This window comes from Natrinema versiforme JCM 10478 (assembly GCF_000337195.1).
Classification (GTDB): domain Archaea; phylum Halobacteriota; class Halobacteria; order Halobacteriales; family Natrialbaceae; genus Natrinema; species Natrinema versiforme.
This window is the reverse complement of record NZ_AOID01000045.1, coordinates 1-16,349: the sequence shown is the minus strand read 5'-3', so window position 1 is coordinate 16,349 and position 16,349 is coordinate 1. Positions and strand designations below refer to the sequence as shown.

Sequence of the window (16,349 nt, the reverse complement as noted above, 5' to 3'; positions counted from 1 at the left end):
TCACGTTCTGGATCACCGGCCCCTTCGCCGCGGCCGGGCCGGCCTCCGCACTCTTCCTCGTCGTGGCGCTGTACCGCGTCTCGAGATCGAGCGGTCGACATCGAACTCGCTGGCCGCCGAAACCGGTGGTTTCGGGTTCGGAAACAAACACGACGCTCCGTCGAACAGGTTCGGACGTTTCTTTCCCCTCTCCCGTTCGATCCCCGTTCTTGTCAGGAATCGCCGCGTTCTTTCCTTCGAATTGGCCAATTCCGACTCAAAGACAATTTAGGACTGAACAGCAAGCTATACCAGTGCGGCCCTTGAATCGCCAAGTGATGCCCACGGTAGAATACCTCAACTACGAAGTACTGGACGACCAGGGCTGGGACATGGACGACGACGACCTCTTCGAGGAGGCCGCAGACGCCGGCCTTGACGACGAGGACTACGGGACGCTCGACGTCGCCGAGGGCGAATACATCCTCGAGGCGGCCGAGGCGCAGGGCTACGATTGGCCCTTCTCGTGTCGCGCCGGTGCCTGTGCGAACTGTGCAGCGATCGTCTTCGAGGGCGAGATCAACATGGACATGCAGCAGATCCTCTCGGACGAGGAGGTCGAGGAGAAGAACGTCCGCCTGACCTGCATCGGATCGGCCGAGACCGACGAGGTCAAGATCGTCTACAACGCAAAGCACCTCGACTACCTGCAGAACCGCGTTATTTAAACTGACACTGGCACTGCGGTGTGCCGTTGCCGGCGATCCCGCTTCGGGATCGCGTTTTCACGCCCGTTACTGACGTGTCCGCGATCGGCGCGCTCTCGAGACCGCTCGCTCAGTTGGCGACGCTCAGTGACTGCCGTCTCACCGGACTCGAGAGCCATCGCCCCGTTTCGGTCGCGGAAGGGGCCAGCGCGCAGCGACCCGCGTTACTCGATCGCAACGACAGCGTCGATCATCACCGTCGCACCGCCGAGCAGGTCGCAGACGCCGACCGTCGATCGAGCCGGATACGGTTCGCTTGCACGTGAGACGACGCGAGATCGGGTCGCCGATTCGTTCGACATACAGTTGTGTATATACTCAACCAACTTATGCGGACTGGTTGCTATACGGGTCCAAGAAATCCCACTTCCTGCACCATAGCGGCGATACTCGCTGTCGGACCGAAGCTATTAATTTAGTTGTCGCTCAACTCAGTGTTGATGGCACAAGCTACGGACCGATTACAACGCTATCTCGAGGACGAACTCGACGCGTGTCGCGAGGAGGACGTCGAACGGCGACTGGGTGAACTCGAGACGCTCGAGACGGCGATCGGCGCGGAGCAGGTCGAGACGGAACTCGACGTGCTCTCGGCGCTGGCAAACGAGACGCGGTACACGCTCGTCCGCGTGCTCGTCGCGGCCGAGGCGGAGCTCTGTGTCTGCGAGCTCCAGGCGGTCGTCGACGTGACCGAGAGCGGGCTCAGTCACGCGCTCTCGCAACTCGTCGACGCCGGACTCGTCGACGGTCGGAAGGACGGCCGCTGGAAGAAGTACCGGGCGACCAACCGCGCCGTCGCTCTCGTGACCGTCCTCGAGGGGACCGTTCATGAGTAACGCGACCCACGAGCACGGGCCGGACTGCGGCTGCGAGAGCTGCGGTGACCCGAGTTCGATGGATTTTCTGGATAAGTATCTCACCGTGTGGATCTTCGCGGCGATGATCGTCGGCGTCGGCCTCGGGCAGGTCGCCCCGTCGGTGACGGGGCCGATCCGAGACCTCCACCTCGTGGAGATCGGGCTCGTGGCGATGATGTACCCGCCGCTGGCGAAGGCCGACTACTCGCGGCTCCCGACGGTCTTTAGCAACTGGCGCGTCCTCGGCCTGAGCCTCGTCCAGAACTGGCTCATCGGCCCAACGCTGATGTTCGGGCTCGCGGTATTCTTCTTCAGCGGCCTCGTTCCCGGTCTGCCGGCCCGCCCCGAGTACTTCCTCGGACTCGTCTTCATCGGGATGGCCCGGTGTATCGCGATGGTACTGGTCTGGAACGAACTCGCGGAGGGCTCGACCGAGTACGTGACCGGTCTCGTGGCGTTCAACAGCCTCTTCCAGATAGTCACCTACGGGGTGTACGTCTGGTTCTTCGCGCTCGTCCTGCCGCCGCTGCTTGGCATGGACGCTCTCGCGGCCGAGATCACGACGTTCAACGTCTCGCCCGAGCAGGTGTTCTGGGCGATCGTCGTCTTCCTCGGGATCCCCTTCGCCGGGGGAATTCTCACCCGATACGTCGGGACTCGATCGAAGAGCGAAGAGTGGTACGACGAGGAGTTCATTCCGACGATCGACCCGCTCACGCTGGTCGCTCTGCTGTTCACAATCGTCGTGATGTTCGCCACGCAGGGCGAGAACATCGTCGCCGCGCCCGCAGACGTGTTGCTGATCGCCGTCCCGCTAACGATCTACTTCGTCGTCATGTTCTTCGTGAGCTTCGGGATGGGACGGGGCATCGGTGCCGACTACTCCACGACGACCGCGATCGGCTTCACCGCGGCCTCGAACAACTTCGAACTCGCGATCGCCGTCGCCGTCGCCGTCTTCGGCGTCGGCTCCGGCGTCGCCTTCGCGACCGTCGTCGGCCCGCTCATCGAGGTCCCCGTGTTGCTCGCGCTGGTCAACGTCGCGCTGTACTTCCAGCGCCGCTTCGACTGGGGCGGGTTCGACACCGGCAGCCTCGAGCCGACGACAGCCGACTCACCGAGTGACGACTAATGACACACAGTCCACGATCATGACAACTGAACCCACCGCAGACGACCCGATTCGTATCGCCTTCATGTGCGTCCAAAACGCCGGCCGCTCCCAGATGTCCACCGCCTTCGCCGAGCGCGAACGCGACCGGCGCGGGCTCGAGGACCGCGTCGAACTCCGCACTGGCGGGACCCATCCCGCCGACCGCGTCCACGAGGAAGTGATCGAGGTGATGGCCGAAGCGGGGTTCGATCTCGCCGACCGAACGCCGCGGGAGATCTCGCTCGAGGAACTCCAGTCGTGTGACATCGTCGCGACGATGGGCTGTTCGACGCTCGATGTCGGCGAGGTCGGCGACGATGTCGATATCCGCGACTGGGCGCTCGAGGATCCCGACGGGAGCGACCTCGAGGAGGTCCGCGAGACCCGCGACGAGATCGAGCGGCGGGTCGTCGCGCTGTTCGACGAGTTCAGCGATCCCGCATAACTCGAGCGCACTCGGTTCCCGTTTTCCGGTTCAGATCGGCACGGACTCGCCGACCGAGCGCTCGTGCGTGACGAGTTCGTGGACGGCGACGAGGACGACGACGGCGACGACGATCAGCGCGCCGTCTATGATCGAGGGGAGCAAGCCGAGCGAGACGATCAGCGTCGTCGCGCAGGCGGGTGGATGGGCCGTCTCGGTCGCGAGCATGCCGCCGGTGGTGAGGACGACGGCGACCACGCCGCTGGCGACGAAACGGAGCTGTGCGGTGGCAAGCATCGGCGCGGCCGCGGTCACGCTCACGCCGAGTTCGGGCGCGATCGCGTGATAGGCCACCAGCCCAGCCGCGACGCCGATGACGTGACCGCCGATCACCCGATGGGGCGCGGTCACCTCCCCCTCTCGGACCGTCGCGAGCAGGAAGGCGGAGGGGCCGAGACTCGGGAAGATAAGCGGCTGCCCGGTCACCCACGCCAGCAGTCCCGGGACCGCGAGTAAAACGCCGACGTACAGGGTCGAAAACGCCGCGCCCTCCCTCATGCTCGTCGCATTGGCGAGACGGCCTGATATGCCGTTCGTTGTCACGATTGTCACTGATTCGAGCGATTAATCGCCCGAAATCGGCTGATACCAGTCATGATCGGCCGCGCCGTTCACTTTTCGGCGGTCTCCCCGTGACACGCCGGTACTCCCGCGAGTTGGGGGCCCTTGCTCGAGTCCGCGACCGAACCTGAACCCGAAGCGACCGAGCCGCCGCCGACTCGGCGGGAGGCCGAAAACGTAACGGCACCGCGCTTCGGAGGAACGGTCGTGACGATCGCTGGTGCCGTCGCGACGGGTCCGGATCTCCTTCGACTCGTCGCCGTGCCCGTCTTCGCGTTGGTCGCCTACCGCGACATCGAGACCCGCCGCGTCTCGAGTACCGTCTGGATTCCCCTCGCGCTTCTCGGAGCCGTTTTGCTCTGCTGGGACGCCCGACTGGCGTGGGCCGCCGGCGGGAACGCCTGGACTTACGAGTTCCTGATCCCGACGGCGATCAGCCTCGGGCTGGTCGTCCCCATCGCCTATCTGTTCTGGTGGTTCGGCGGCTTCGGCGGGGCCGACGCGAAGGCCCTGCTCGTCCTCGCCGTGCTCTTTCCGACCTTTCCCGAGTACGCGCTGGGATCGTGGACGTTCCCGCTCGCCGGACCGACAAACGTCGGGACGTTCTCGTTTACCATCCTGACGAATGCCGTCCTCGTGGGTATCGCCTTGCCGCTCGCCCTCGCCGTCCGCAACGCCGCCGCGGGCCGGATCGCTCCGGTCATGTTCGTCGGTTGGCCGATCTCGTGGGACCGGGTGCCGGAGACCCACGGCCGCCTGCTCTCGACGCCGGCGGGGCTCTCCCGCGCCGGCCTCGACCTCGACGCACTGCGGATGTACCTGCGCTGGCGGGGCCTCTCGCTGGCCGAGTTGCGGGACGCGCCCGAGCGCTACCGAAATCCGGCCACGCTGCCCGCCGAGCCGAATTCGCCGACCGACGGCGCGGTGGCCGCGGATAGTCAAACTCGCAGCGACGGCGGCGCGCTCGAGTCGGTTGCTGACAATGAGACGCCCGCGGCCGAGTCCGAGTCGGAAACGCGACCCGCCGACTACGACGATCCGTGGGGTGCTGACGCGTTCCTCGCGGACATCGACGGCTCGGCCTACGGCACGACCCCTGAGACGCTGCGCGAGGGCCTCGAGGTGCTCGCCGACGAAGAGACGGTCTGGATCTCGCCGGGAACGCCGTTCCTCGTCCCGGTGTTCGTCGGACTGGTCATCGCGCTGGTCTACGGCGATCTGCTGCTGGGAACGCTGTTCTGACAGCCACTGCGCGTGCGCTTTTCGCGTTCGAGCTATCCGCGGAACCCGCGGTTGATATCGGCCAGCGATATCTCGTCCCGTCTAATCAACCGAGTGCGGTGGCGCGCGCTGTGCCGTGGTGAGGCTACGAGGCCGAGCGAAGCGAGGCCTCGAAAAACGAGCGGTGACCGCAGGGAACCGCGAGTGGATACCGAACCACGGCATGAAGCCGTGCGAGGGATGAGCGAGCGAACGGAGTGAGTGAGCGAATCGGCTGGGGAGGGCGTGGCGATTCCCTGCCGCCACGGTAGCAGGGCACTATTTTTGTCGTGACTGTTCCACGAACTACCTACAACGTCCGCTCGTACAGCGGCACGACGACGGTCCAGAAAAGCACGAAGACGACACCGACGCCGATCAGCGCCAGCCACGGGTCGCCCCTGCCGGTCGGCACCCCGCTCGAGAGGAGGACGAACGTCCCGATGAACAGCAGACAACAGACGAGGACGCTGCCGACCTCGAGAACGGTAGCGACGGGGTGGGCACGAAGTTGGGCGACGATGCCGGCGATAGCCATACGCGAGCCTCGTCCGGTGATCGTAAAAACGTCACGGCGGCCTGCGGCATCGTCCAACGGCGGTCGGCGGCGTCAATCCACGACGTACGACTGGTGGTCGCCGCGGGTCCGCGTGTCGACGAACTGATGGCGGGTTCCTCTGTCGAGATCACCCGCGAACGACGGGTTCTCGCCGCCGTTTCCGTACACCTCGTTGGCCCCGCGAAGGTCGTGGTCGACGAGCAACTCGCGGACCGCCTGCGGAACCGACGTGCCCTCCTCGAGGTCGAGAATCAGGTGTTGATCGGTGAAACTCTTCGCGATGAAGGCGTCGGCGACGGCGTCGTATCCGCGGAGCCTCGTCGCGAGGTCCTCGAGGGCCGCCTCTCGATCGCTCATGTGTCCCCGATCACGGCGGCGGCGCAAGGATCTCGCTACGAACATCTTCGGCGGTATCGGCGGTCGGTCGAGCCACGAACTGACGGCGAGAAGCGACGCCTCGAGTCTTCGGGGGACTCAGACTCGAGACTCGATATCGTCGGCGATGTCGTCGAGTTCGTCGTCGGCGAGGCTGGGTCGGTCGCCCGCGACGGCGTGGATGGGGCCGCCGCCGTCGCCCTCGAAGCGCGGGACGATGTGACAGTGGACGTGGGGAACTTCCTGTCCCGCCTCCTCGCCGTTGTTGAACGCGACGGTAGTCGCGTCGGCGTCGACCGCGTCCTCGACGACGGGGACCATCCGGTGGACGGTCGCGTAGAGATCCGTCGCGATGTCGTCGGGAACGTCGTTCAGCCGCTCGTACTCGTCTTTCGGGATCACCAGCGTGTGGCCCGGCGCGAGCGGGTTGGCGTCGAGGAAGGCGACCGTCGTCTCGTCTTCGTACACGATTCGCGCGGGGATCTCTCCCTCCACGATCTGGCTGAAGATCGTACTCATACTCGAGTGTGTGTCGTCTCGTCGTATGAAGGTTACCCGACGTTCGACGCGGTCGGGGGAGCAGCTACTCGCGCTCGCTGGGCCCACACAGGTCGTCGAGCGTCTCGCCGATCGCCTCGAGATAGTCCGCCGGCTCGTACCCCAGCCGGCCGATCCAGACGTCTTGATAGGACGGATGCAGAATCGGCACGAGGGAAACGTCGAGCCGTTCACACCACACCGGCTCGAGGACGCTGTCGATAAAGCCCTCGAGGTCCCGGTCCTCGGCCGCGAGCACTGTCTGCGTCGCGTGCTTGCCCGTCGCGAGCACGACCGTCGGATCGATCGTCTCGAGTTCGGTCAACAGGTGGGTGCGGCAGTTCGTGCGCTCCTCGGCGGTGGGTTCGCGGTTGCTCGTCGGCTCCTCGGGGTCGGCTGGAAAGCACTTGACCGCGTTCGTGTAGTAGGCGTCGTCGCCGTAGCCGACCTGCTCGACCATCCGGCGGATGCGCCGGCCGGAGTGGCGCGAGGTGTAGGCCTTGCCGGTCCAGTTGCCGCCCCGCCACGGGTCGGCCTCGGGGTTGCCGTAGCCGGGTGCTTCGCCGACGACCACGATACCGGCCTCGAGATCACCGGTCCCCCACGAGATGCACTCGCGGCTCTCCGCGAGGGCGGGACAGCGCGCGCAATCGGGCTCGAGGATGTTGCGGCTGGTCGGGTAGGGCGGCTCTCCGGCTGCGGCCGAATCGGCTCCGGTATCGGGATCGGGTTCGGACGCGGGCACACACGGGGATACGTCTGCGACGAGTTATGCGAGTCGGTTCGTGCGGCCTATCGTGCGGTCGCGTCACACGCGAGGGGACAGGTTTACCTTCGATGGGCCGGTAACAGGAGGCTAATGACATCGATCGGTCCGGAACTACTCGCGGAATCACTCCAACTGGTCCTCTATACCGTCGTCGCCGGTGCGCTGACGGTCGGCGGCGTCCTCGTCGAACAGGCGAGCCTGCAACACTACGGGGCCGGTGAGGCGATGATCGCGCTGTGGCTGGCCGCCCTCGGCGGCGTCATGCTCTATGCCGGCGCGTACGGACTGGGCTACCAGAAGGTCCTCTCGCAGTACGTCTGAGCGGCCGCGAGCACCGTCTTCGTTTTCGAGCCGACGTTCCGCGAGCGACCTGCAATATCGATTCCTCTTTACTGCCGGAGGCGATTAGGTCGGGTATGAGCAGGTTCGGCGAGGTCGACGACCAGTACGACCCACACGAACTCGAGCAGCGGGTCTTCGAGTACTGGGACGACGTCGACGCCTACGAGCAGACGGTCGAGCACCGATCGGACGGCGAGTCCTACTTTTTCGTCGACGGCCCGCCGTACACGTCGGGATCGGCGCATATGGGAACCACGTGGAACAAGTCGCTGAAGGACGTCTACCTGCGCTTCCTGCGGATGCAGGGGTACGACGTCACCGACCGGCCGGGCTACGACATGCACGGGCTCCCCATCGAGACCCGCGTCGAGGAGCGACTAGGCTTCGAGAACAAGAAGGACATCGAGGAGTTCGGCGAGGAGAACTTCATTCAGGAGTGCAAGGACTACGCCGAGGAGCAACTCGAGGGGCTCCAGTCCGACTTCCAGGACTTCGGCGTCTGGATGGACTGGGACGACCCGTACAAGACGGTCGAACCGGAGTACATGGAAGCGGCGTGGTGGGGCTTTTCGAAGGCCGCCGACCGCGGCTTAGTCGAGAAGGGCCACCGCTCGATCTCGCAGTGTCCGCGCTGTGAGACCGCCATCGCGAACAACGAGGTCGAGTACGAGGACGTCGAGGACCCCTCGATCTACGTCAAATTCGACCTCGAGGATCGCGAGGGGAAACTCGTCATCTGGACGACGACCCCGTGGACGGTGCCGGCGAACACCTTTGTCGCCGTCGACGAGGAGGGCGACTACGTCGGCGTCCGCGCGGAGAAAGACGGCGAGGAGGAACTCCTCTATATCGCCGAGGCAAAACACGAGGAAGTCCTCCGCGAGGGCCGCTACGACGACTACGAGGTCGTCGAGGAACACACGGGCAAGGAACTGCTCGGCTGGGCCTACGAGCACCCGCTGGCCGAGGAGGTTCCCGACCACGTCGACGCCGAGGGCGCGTTCGAGGTCTACGCGGCCGACTACGTCGATACGGGCGGCGACGGCACCGGCCTCGTCCACTCCGCGCCCGGCCACGGTGAAGTGGACTTCGAGCGCGGCCGCGAACTCGGCTTCCCGATCTTCTGTCCCGTCGGCGGCGACGGCGTCTACACCGAGGAGGCCGGCAAGTACGAGGGCCAGTTCGTCAAGGACGCCGACGACGAGATCACGGCCGACCTCGAGGACAACGGCGCGCTGCTCGCGTCCGGAACGGTTCAGCACAGCTACGGCCACTGTTGGCGCTGTGACACGGGCATCCTCCAGATCGTCACCGACCAGTGGTTCATCACGATCACCGACGTTAAGGACGAACTCCTCAAGAACATCGAGGACAGCGAGTGGCACCCCGAGTGGGCACGGGACAACCGCTTCCGGGACTTCGTCGAGGAGGCCCCCGACTGGAACGTCTCGCGACAGCGCTACTGGGGCATCCCGCTGCCGGTGTGGACGCCCGAAGACCGGGACGACGACGAGGATCGAATCGTCGTCAGCGACCGCGAGGAACTCGCCGAACGGGTCGACCAGAATATCGACCCCGAGGCGGTCGACCTCCACAAGGACACTGTCGACGACCTGACGATCACCGAGGACGGAACCACCTACACCCGCGTCCAGGACGTGTTCGACGTCTGGCTCGACTCCTCGGTCGCGTCGTGGGGAACCCTCGACTACCCGTCCGACGACAGCGAGTTCGACGAACTCTGGCCCGCTGACTTCATCCTCGAGGCTCACGATCAGACGCGGGGCTGGTTCTGGTCCCAGCTGGGGATGGGCACCGCCGCAATCGGTGAGAGCCCGTATCAGGAGGTCCTGATGCACGGCCACGCGCTGATGCCCGACGGCCGCGCGATGAGCAAGTCCAAGGACATCCTGATCGATCCCCACGAGGCGATCGACCGCCACGGCCGGGACACCATGCGGCTGTTCCTCCTGTCGAACAACCCGCAGGGCGAGGACATGCGCTTCGACTGGGACGGGATGCAGACGATGGAGAACCACCTCCGGACGCTGTGGAACGTCTTCCGGTTCCCGCTGCCGTACATGCGCTTGGACGAGTTCGATCCACAGGAGACGACCTTGGACGATGTCGACTCGGACCTCGAGTTGATCGATGAGTGGGTGCTCGCTCGCCTCCAGTCCACCAAAGCCGAGATGACCGCCCACTTCGAGGACTTCCGGCAGGACAAGGCGATCGACGCCCTGCTCGAGTTCGTCGTCGAAGACGTCTCGCGGTTCTACGTGCAGGCGGTCCGCGAGCGGATGTGGGACGAAGCGGACAGCGGCTCGAAACAGGCCGCCTACGCGACGATCTACCGGGTCCTCCGGGAGAGCGTCGCCCTGCTCGCGCCCTACGCGCCGTTCATCAGCGAGGAGATCTACGGCACCCTGACCGGCGACGAGGGCCACCCCACGGTTCATATGGAGGACTGGCCCGAAGTCGACGAGTACTGGCAGGACCAGCAACTCGAGGAGGACGTCGCCCTCCTCCGCGCGATCGAGGAGGCCGGCGCGAACGCGCGCCAGCAGGCCGGCCGCAAGCTGCGCTGGCCCGTTCCGCGCGTCGTCGTGGCGGCAGACGACCAGCGGGTCGTCGACGCCGTCGAGCGCCACACCGGGCTGCTCGAGGACCGGCTCAACGCCCGCGAGATCGAACTCGTCTCGCCCGAGGACCGCTGGGGCGAACTGCAGTACAGCGCCGAAGCGGACATGAGCGAACTCGGCCCGACCTTCGGCGACCGCGCCGGGCGGGTCATGAACGCGCTCAACGAGGCCCGGATCGACGAACCGAGCCTCGACGCGATCGAGGACGCTGTCGCGGACGCGCTCGAGGACGGCGAGGAGATCACCGACGAGATGGTCTCCTTCGTCACCCAGACGCCCGACAGCGTCGCCGGCACCGCGTTCGGAACCGACGGCGACGACCGCGGCGTCGCCTACGTCGACGCCTCGCTGACCGACGACATCGAGAGCGAGGGCTACGCTCGCGAGGTCATTCGCCGCGTTCAGGAGATGCGCAAGGACCTCGATCTCGACGTGGAGGAGCGAATCGCGCTCGACCTCGCAATCGACGACGACCGCGTCGCCGACCTCGCCGCCGACCACGAGGACCTGATCAGCGAGGAGGTCCGCGCCGACGAGCGCCGCCCGGTCGAGGACGGCCACCGTAAGGAGTGGGATGTCGAAGGCGTGACGATGGAAATCGCGATCGAACCGCTGGCGGCAGCGGAAGCGTCGGACTAGTCCGCCGAACGTAGTGAGGCGGATTTTTGGACCAGATTTTTGCGCGAGGGTGACGACCGGAGGGAGTCACCCGAGCGGAAAAAGGTGGATGCCGAGATCGCGATCGAGCCGCTGGCGGCGGCTGAAGCGTCAGACTGACTCACCGCGATACTCACGTTACCCGATCGTTCTTATTTGGACGTGTTTCTCCGAGACGTGACAGTGCCGCTGCCATAAACGTCTTGGGCGCTGACTGGCCAGCATTGGCTAGTGAACTCTCGAGTCGCCGTTCTCGCCTTCGTCATCTTGCTCGTCGCCAGTCCCCCGGCCGGTGCTGTCTCCCTCGAGTCTGCGGGTGCGGTCGAGCCCTCGGCAACTGCCGAGTTCGTCCAGGGGTCCGAACTCGAGTCGAGTCAGGCGCTCGCGTCGGTCGGGACGAGCGCCGGCTCCGACGATGTCTTCCACCGGACGACCGTCCTCCGGCATCGGCCGGACGACCCCGAGACGTTCGGGACGGAGATGACCTTCCGCGTCCCCGATCCCGTCACGCAGTTCGAGATCAAACTCGAGCGGGGTGCGACCGTCGAGTCCATCGCGGGCTTCGAGCGAACGGGCGAGCGGACCTTCCGGTGGGACGAGGAAACCGCCGAACCGACGATCCAGTACGCGATGCCGGCGGATCAGCGCGGGGGCGGCGAACAGCGCGGAACCGACTCGAGTGCGGGATACACGTTCGTCGATACCGGCGAGTGGGGCGTCGTGGGGGTCCCAGGCGTCGAGATCTCGTTGCACCGGACCGAGCCGGTCGGTATCGAGAAGACGGTGACCGTCGACGGGCCGGGCGCGACCGGCGGCGACATCGCCTTTTTCGGAGCGGTACGGGAGTACGAACGCGATGTCGACGGGGAGACGTTCCGGCTGGCAGTCCCCGAAGTCGCGGAGCTTGAGGAGTCGCCCGACGATATCCTCACAGCCCTCGCGGACGCGAGCGGGCGACTCGAGGTCGGCATGCGAAGCGACGAGGTGTTCATGGTCGCGGTTCCGAGCGATGTCGACTGGGGCTCGAATCGGGGGATCCAGTACGGCCAGTCGGACGCGTGGGTCGTCGAAAACGCCACGCTCGACGAGCGGAACCCGGTCTGGGTCCACGAGTACGTCCACGTCCGCCAGCGCTTTTCGACCGCAGCGGTCGACACCGCTCCCAAAATCGACTGGGTCGTCGAAGGGCAGGCCGACTACTACGCAGGCCTGCTCGCCCTCGAGAGCGGCCGGATCGAGTTCGGTGAGTTCAGCACCCTCCTCGAGCGGGGCGAGCGATCGCCCTACGCCGATGGCGTCCTCGCCGATCGATCGACGTGGGACGACCCGGAGACCGACTACGCGAAAGGGGCGCTCGTCGCCGGCGAAATCGACCGGCGGCTCCGGCTCGCCACTGACGGCGACCGCACGCTCGAGGACGTGTTCCGGACGCTGAACGCGCAGGAAGAGACGGTGACCGAGGCGGACTTCCTGCAAGCGATCGAGGACGCCGGCGGGGCGGAGGTTCGCGCCGCCGCGGAGCGGTACACGCGGACCGAGGCGACGCCGGAGACGTGGAACCGAAGCCACCACGAGGCCGCGTTCGGGCAGTCGGTCGCGGCCTTCGAGTACGGTATCGAGGTCGAATCGCTCACGGTGGCGGGACAGGAGTGGCCCCGCTGGAACGCGTCGGCCCTCGGCCGCACCGATAGCGAGGACCGCACCGTCATCGCGGTCCCGGCCGGCGAGTCCGTGACAATCCCGACGACGGTCGCAAACGCCGGCGAGCGGGCGGGAACCTACGACGCGACGCTCCAGGCGGGCGGCCGGGTGGTCGATAGCCGACGGGGGACCCTCGAGCCCGGAGCGGCGGCGACCCATACCCTCTCGTGGACGCCGTCCGAACCCGGCGAGTACACGGTTCGGGTCGGGTCGGAGCGACTCACCGCCATCGTCAGATCGTCCGGGAGCGTGGCCGTCACCGATCTGCAGCACGCGCCCGAGGGCATCGACGCCGGCGAATCGGTGACTGCGACTGCGACGATCGAAGCCGCCGATGATCGACCGGGAGCGGCGGTCCTCGCGTTCCGGACCGTCGACGGCGTCGTCGCCGAGCGACCGGTCGCGATTCGGCCCGGCGAGGCGATGACGGTCGACGCCGAGATCCGGTTCGACGAGGACGGGCGGTACGAGATCGCGGTCCACGATCGGACGACGACGGCAGCTGTCGGTGGCGGTACGGTAGCGGGGCTCGAGGAGGTCCCCGGCTTCGGTATCTCGACCGCGCTGGTCGCCGTGGCGGCGGCGTTGCTGAGCGCACTGCTGGCTCGTCGCCGGTAACGGATCGGGCGGCGCGCCGATTCGCGGCTCGTTCGGTCCCGTGGGTAGCGCCGAGACTACTGACACAGTTCGACGAAGAGTCGGTACGACGGCAGCTACCCCGATGAACCGTCGATTCTGCCGAGAACGATTTTGAGATGGGTATCCAGCCGATCACTCGAGGTCGACGCGGAACCGGCAGGCGTCGGCACCGTCGTCGACGCAGGCGGTTTTCGTCACGGGCGCGTCCGCGTCGAACGCGGCGACGGTGCCCTCGAGGATGCCGTGGGCGAGCCCGCAGTACCGCTGCTCCCGGTGGGTGTCGTACGTGACGATCGCGTGGTCGTCCTCGCGGGTACAGGAGAGCGCCGGGAGTTCGGTGTTCTCCGTGGCGGCCTCGATGTTGTCGTAGACGTCATCGAAACCGGCGAGCAGTTCGGGGAGGTCCCAGTCGCGCCGGATGTGGGCGCTGAACGTCGAGAGCAGTTCGGGGGCGAGCGTCTTGCCGAAGTCGCGCTCGATCGCCTGCCTGTCTTGGGTGGCCATCGTCGAGAGCGTCTCGAGGATGGCGTCGACTTCCTCGTCGTCGTAGTTCGAGACGGGGAGGTATAGCTGCGGCTCGAGGCCGGACTGCTCGACGATCGTGTCCCAGGTGCCGTCGTCGGTCCGCTCGACGACGTATTCCTTGAGGGTCTTGTGGACGATTCCGTGCATCTAACTGCTGTAGTCCGTTGTCCGCGGCTGCTCGTGTGGCCGAGTCGGTCTCGTGCCACGCGCTAACAACTAGGCCACTGGGTGGATACTACTTAATCGTTTAGTTACAGGTGTGCCGCGAGCACCGGCGCGACGGAGACGGTCTCGACGCCGCGCTCGATGGTGTCGGTGCCGTAGATCGCCTCGACACCCGCCCGCGAGAGCTTCGTGACGGCGTCGCGGGCGAGCAGCGGGTGGACGCAGGTGACGAAGACCCGATCGACGCCGCGATCCTCGAGGACGGCGACGGCCTCGCTCATCGTCGACCCCGTCGCGATGATGTCGTCGACGACGACGACGTCGCGGCCGGCCACGTCGACGTCGCTCGGCGAGATTTCGACCTCGGTGCCGGAGTGGCGGGTCTTTTCGAAGTAGTCGATATCGCCCGCACCGTAGGTGTCTCGAACCGTTTCGGCGAGGTCGACGGCCCCCGCATCGGGCGAGAGAAAGACGGGATCGGTGAGGTCCGCGGGCAGGGGCTCGGCGAGTCGGCCGGCCGCGTCGACGGCGGTCGCCGTCGGCTCGAAGAAGTCACAGACGGCCGCCTCGTGGGGATTGACCGTCAGCACGCGGTCCGAACCGGTCGAAATCGCGCGGGCGACCGCTCTCGCGGAGACCGGATGGCCCGGCTCGAAGGCGTCGTCCTGTCGCCCGTAGCCCATGTACGGCAGGACGGTGACGACCTCTTCGACGCCGGCCTCGCGGACGGCGTCCTGTAGCTGAAGCACCTCGAGGTGGGCGTCGCTCGAGACGGTCGAGGCGACGATCACCGCTCGGTCCGGCTCGGCCTCGGCGACGCCGGGGACGGCCGCGAGCAGTTCGCCGTCGGGAAAGCGGTCGTACTCGACGGCGGCGAGCGGTTCCTCGAGATGGCGTGCGAGCGCCGCGGCGAGAGCCTGCGACGCGGATCCGCTGACGATCATAGTCGGTTCGACAGCGCGGGGGCTAAACCAGTTTTCGTTCTCGGACCGACAGCGGCAGCTCGCCGGGCAATTTCGCAGTCCGCGAAAAGCTCCTCGTAGCTTCACCTTGTGACCAGAAGCACTTAAACGAACTCGGCGCGACTCGACGCGTCCGTCTGCGATCGTGCACTCGGCTCCCGACCGGCTCAGTCACTCCTCTGCGTCGTCTAAGTCCACATCGCCGTCGCCGCAGGGACCGCCCTCAGTGTCGCTCAGGATCTTCAGTTGGCCGTCGCGACCCACCATCGCGAAGACGTTGACACAGTCCGGATCGTTCCACCGCGCCGGCGTCACCTGCATCGGCTCGCCGCCGTCGAGTCGGAACATGACGCTGAACGATCCCGATTCAGTCGGCCAGTTTCGCTCGAGTTCCGCGCCCTCGTCCTCGGCGAGTTCGTTGGTCGACCAGTGTTCGGGCCCGTCGCCGAACTCGACGATGACGTCGATCGTGTGCGCCTCGTCGTCTATGTTCTCGAGGGAGATTTCGCCGAGGAGCGTCCCGCTGGTCGCCTCGGTGGTCTCGCTTCCGGTTTCCGGGTCCGCGCTCGCGCTCTCGTTTTCGTCTCCGTTCCCACCATCTCCGTTTCCGTCGTCGCTGCCCATACAGCCGGCGACCGCACCGGTGAGTGCGGTGCCGGTCGCGGCCAGTAGCCGTCGCCGCGGTAGCTCGGTCATACCGCAGCAGAGAGATGCCGAGTAGATAAACGTCCGTCAGACATCGGCCGCGATCTCGGTCCCGCACTCGAGAGTAGCGTTCCGCCTACCGCGGCGGAACGGCGAGGCCCGTGACGCCGGTGACACCCAGCGTTCGCGTCCGCCATTCCCCCTCGCTCGCCGAGCAGAACGTCCCCGACTCCGTGACGGCGTACACCGTGTCGCCGTAGCCGACGCCCACGATCCGGCCGCTCGAGCGCTCGCTCGCTCGCTCTCGCCACTCGTCGTCGTCGGCCGCGTACTCGTAGACCGCGTCGCCGGCGACCGCGTGGGCGCGGACGAGCCGGCCGGGCTCCGAGCGCGGGTCCGCCGCGACGGTGTCGAACGCGCCCTCGAGGATCTCCATCCAGCCGTTGCCGAGCTTGTAGAGCCCCTCGGCGGTGGCCGCGAGCGGGACGCCGGCGGCCGAGACGTCCCGGACGTCAGTCAGTCCGGCGTGGTCGAGCCCGCCGTCGTGGGCGCGGTAGACGCCGCTGTCGGTGCCGACGAGGTCGCCGTCGATCGCCCGCACCGCGGCGACGGTCTCGTCCTCGAGCGTGGCCCACTCCTCGGATCCGGCCGCTCGACACGCGAGGCGGCCGTCCGGATCAGCCGCGATCAGATCGCCGCCGTCGTCGTAGCCGACGGCGACCGCCGGGCCAAAGCCCGTTTCGACGAACGGCTCGTCGCCCGCGTCGTCG

The 16,349-nt window shown here is 66.6% G+C and carries 18 protein-coding genes; 8 read left to right on the top strand and 10 right to left on the bottom strand.

Going from position 1 to position 16,349, the window contains the following annotated elements:
- The first annotated feature begins 317 nt into the window (after positions 1-317).
- Positions 318-707 (top strand): ferredoxin Fer, encoded by a 390-nt coding sequence (gene fer / locus C489_RS14080; protein WP_006431975.1) that lies wholly within the window; start codon positions 318-320, stop codon positions 705-707.
- 203 nt (positions 708-910) lie between these two features.
- Here fer and C489_RS22220 read toward each other — a convergent pair whose 3' ends face one another.
- Entirely contained in the window at positions 911-1,048 is a 138-nt protein-coding gene (locus C489_RS22220) for a hypothetical protein (protein WP_006431974.1), read from the bottom strand.
- A 138-nt stretch (positions 1,049-1,186) separates the two neighbouring features.
- Here C489_RS22220 and C489_RS14075 point away from each other — a divergent pair, with 138 nt between their 5' ends.
- Genes C489_RS14075 through C489_RS14065 form a run of 3 tightly spaced genes read left to right on the top strand, consistent with a single transcriptional unit; the run spans position 1,187 to position 3,201 of the window.
- Positions 1,187-1,582: an ArsR/SmtB family transcription factor gene (locus C489_RS14075; RefSeq protein ID WP_006431973.1), complete on the top strand. Its 396-nt coding sequence runs from the start codon at positions 1,187-1,189 to the stop codon at positions 1,580-1,582.
- Positions 1,575-2,735 (top strand): ACR3 family arsenite efflux transporter, encoded by a 1,161-nt coding sequence (gene arsB / locus C489_RS14070; protein ID WP_006431972.1) that lies wholly within the window; start codon positions 1,575-1,577, stop codon positions 2,733-2,735. The genes C489_RS14075 and arsB overlap by 8 nt, the downstream gene beginning before the upstream one ends.
- Positions 2,736-2,754: 19 nt before the next feature.
- Positions 2,755-3,201 (top strand): low molecular weight phosphatase family protein, encoded by a 447-nt coding sequence (locus C489_RS14065; RefSeq protein WP_006431971.1) that lies wholly within the window; start codon positions 2,755-2,757, stop codon positions 3,199-3,201.
- Between the two features lie 30 nt (positions 3,202-3,231).
- Here C489_RS14065 and C489_RS14060 read toward each other — a convergent pair whose 3' ends face one another.
- Positions 3,232-3,738 (bottom strand): HPP family protein, encoded by a 507-nt coding sequence (locus C489_RS14060; protein WP_006431970.1) that lies wholly within the window; start codon positions 3,736-3,738, stop codon positions 3,232-3,234.
- 270 nt (positions 3,739-4,008) lie between these two features.
- On the opposite strand from C489_RS14060, the gene C489_RS14055 reads away from it, so the two are divergent.
- Positions 4,009-5,043, top strand: coding sequence for an A24 family peptidase (locus C489_RS14055; protein WP_049890895.1), 1,035 nt, complete (start codon positions 4,009-4,011; stop codon positions 5,041-5,043).
- A 328-nt stretch (positions 5,044-5,371) separates the two neighbouring features.
- On the opposite strand, the gene C489_RS14050 is transcribed toward C489_RS14055, so the two are convergent.
- The 4 genes from C489_RS14050 to C489_RS14035 form a co-directional block, all read right to left on the bottom strand.
- The gene (locus tag C489_RS14050) at positions 5,372-5,599 is read right to left on the bottom strand and encodes a hypothetical protein (protein ID WP_006431968.1); all 228 of its coding nucleotides are present in this window, start codon (positions 5,597-5,599) and stop codon (positions 5,372-5,374) included.
- 72 nt (positions 5,600-5,671) lie between these two features.
- On the bottom strand, positions 5,672-5,977 hold the full coding sequence (locus C489_RS14045; protein ID WP_006431967.1) for a hypothetical protein: 306 nt from the start codon (positions 5,975-5,977) through the stop codon (positions 5,672-5,674).
- Between the two features lie 117 nt (positions 5,978-6,094).
- Positions 6,095-6,514 carry an HIT family protein gene (locus C489_RS14040; protein WP_006431966.1) on the bottom strand — a complete coding sequence of 140 codons (420 nt, stop codon included), beginning with the start codon at positions 6,512-6,514 and terminating at the stop codon, positions 6,095-6,097.
- 64 nt (positions 6,515-6,578) lie between these two features.
- On the bottom strand, positions 6,579-7,277 hold the full coding sequence (locus C489_RS14035; protein ID WP_006431964.1) for a uracil-DNA glycosylase: 699 nt from the start codon (positions 7,275-7,277) through the stop codon (positions 6,579-6,581).
- 114 nt (positions 7,278-7,391) lie between these two features.
- On the opposite strand from C489_RS14035, the gene C489_RS14030 reads away from it, so the two are divergent.
- The 3 genes from C489_RS14030 (at position 7,392) to C489_RS14020 (ending at position 13,261) form a co-directional block, all read left to right on the top strand.
- Complete coding sequence (locus tag C489_RS14030; protein WP_006431963.1) at positions 7,392-7,622, top strand: hypothetical protein; 231 nt, start codon at positions 7,392-7,394, stop codon at positions 7,620-7,622.
- Between the two features lie 95 nt (positions 7,623-7,717).
- Positions 7,718-10,924, top strand: coding sequence for an isoleucine--tRNA ligase (gene ileS / locus C489_RS14025; RefSeq protein ID WP_006431962.1), 3,207 nt, complete (start codon positions 7,718-7,720; stop codon positions 10,922-10,924).
- A 249-nt stretch (positions 10,925-11,173) separates the two neighbouring features.
- Positions 11,174-13,261, top strand: a complete 2,088-nt coding sequence (locus C489_RS14020; RefSeq protein WP_006431961.1) for a CARDB domain-containing protein — start codon at positions 11,174-11,176, stop codon at positions 13,259-13,261.
- A 153-nt stretch (positions 13,262-13,414) separates the two neighbouring features.
- On the opposite strand, the gene C489_RS14015 is transcribed toward C489_RS14020, so the two are convergent.
- From C489_RS14015 to C489_RS14000, 4 genes are all read right to left on the bottom strand, one after another.
- A complete protein-coding gene (locus tag C489_RS14015; RefSeq protein WP_006431960.1) occupies positions 13,415-13,954 on the bottom strand; it encodes a heme NO-binding domain-containing protein in 540 nt (179 codons plus the stop codon).
- Positions 13,955-14,058: 104 nt separating this feature from the next.
- Positions 14,059-14,916: a ribose-phosphate diphosphokinase gene (locus C489_RS14010; RefSeq protein WP_006431959.1), complete on the bottom strand. Its 858-nt coding sequence runs from the start codon at positions 14,914-14,916 to the stop codon at positions 14,059-14,061.
- Between the two features lie 189 nt (positions 14,917-15,105).
- Positions 15,106-15,630, bottom strand: a complete 525-nt coding sequence (locus C489_RS14005; protein ID WP_006431958.1) for a hypothetical protein — start codon at positions 15,628-15,630, stop codon at positions 15,106-15,108.
- 85 nt (positions 15,631-15,715) lie between these two features.
- On the bottom strand, positions 15,716-16,349 hold a 634-nt coding region (locus tag C489_RS14000), incomplete at its 5' end, for an HVO_0234 family beta-propeller protein (RefSeq protein WP_006431957.1).

What these genes read in the sequence shown, in the direction of transcription:
- fer (WP_006431975.1), top strand. Translation starts at nt 318, where the DNA reads ATGCCCACGGTAGAATACCTCAACTACGAAGTACTGGACGACCAGGGC.
- C489_RS22220 (WP_006431974.1), bottom strand. Translation starts at nt 1,048, where the DNA reads ATGTCGAACGAATCGGCGACCCGATCTCGCGTCGTCTCACGTGCAAGC.
- C489_RS14075 (WP_006431973.1), top strand. Translation starts at nt 1,187, where the DNA reads ATGGCACAAGCTACGGACCGATTACAACGCTATCTCGAGGACGAACTC.
- arsB (WP_006431972.1), top strand. Translation starts at nt 1,575, where the DNA reads ATGAGTAACGCGACCCACGAGCACGGGCCGGACTGCGGCTGCGAGAGC.
- C489_RS14065 (WP_006431971.1), top strand. Translation starts at nt 2,755, where the DNA reads ATGACAACTGAACCCACCGCAGACGACCCGATTCGTATCGCCTTCATG.
- C489_RS14060 (WP_006431970.1), bottom strand. Translation starts at nt 3,738, where the DNA reads ATGAGGGAGGGCGCGGCGTTTTCGACCCTGTACGTCGGCGTTTTACTC.
- C489_RS14050 (WP_006431968.1), bottom strand. Translation starts at nt 5,599, where the DNA reads ATGGCTATCGCCGGCATCGTCGCCCAACTTCGTGCCCACCCCGTCGCT.
- C489_RS14045 (WP_006431967.1), bottom strand. Translation starts at nt 5,977, where the DNA reads ATGAGCGATCGAGAGGCGGCCCTCGAGGACCTCGCGACGAGGCTCCGC.
- C489_RS14040 (WP_006431966.1), bottom strand. Translation starts at nt 6,514, where the DNA reads ATGAGTACGATCTTCAGCCAGATCGTGGAGGGAGAGATCCCCGCGCGA.
- C489_RS14030 (WP_006431963.1), top strand. Translation starts at nt 7,392, where the DNA reads ATGACATCGATCGGTCCGGAACTACTCGCGGAATCACTCCAACTGGTC.
- ileS (WP_006431962.1), top strand. Translation starts at nt 7,718, where the DNA reads ATGAGCAGGTTCGGCGAGGTCGACGACCAGTACGACCCACACGAACTC.
- C489_RS14015 (WP_006431960.1), bottom strand. Translation starts at nt 13,954, where the DNA reads ATGCACGGAATCGTCCACAAGACCCTCAAGGAATACGTCGTCGAGCGG.
- C489_RS14010 (WP_006431959.1), bottom strand. Translation starts at nt 14,916, where the DNA reads ATGATCGTCAGCGGATCCGCGTCGCAGGCTCTCGCCGCGGCGCTCGCA.
- C489_RS14005 (WP_006431958.1), bottom strand. Translation starts at nt 15,630, where the DNA reads ATGACCGAGCTACCGCGGCGACGGCTACTGGCCGCGACCGGCACCGCA.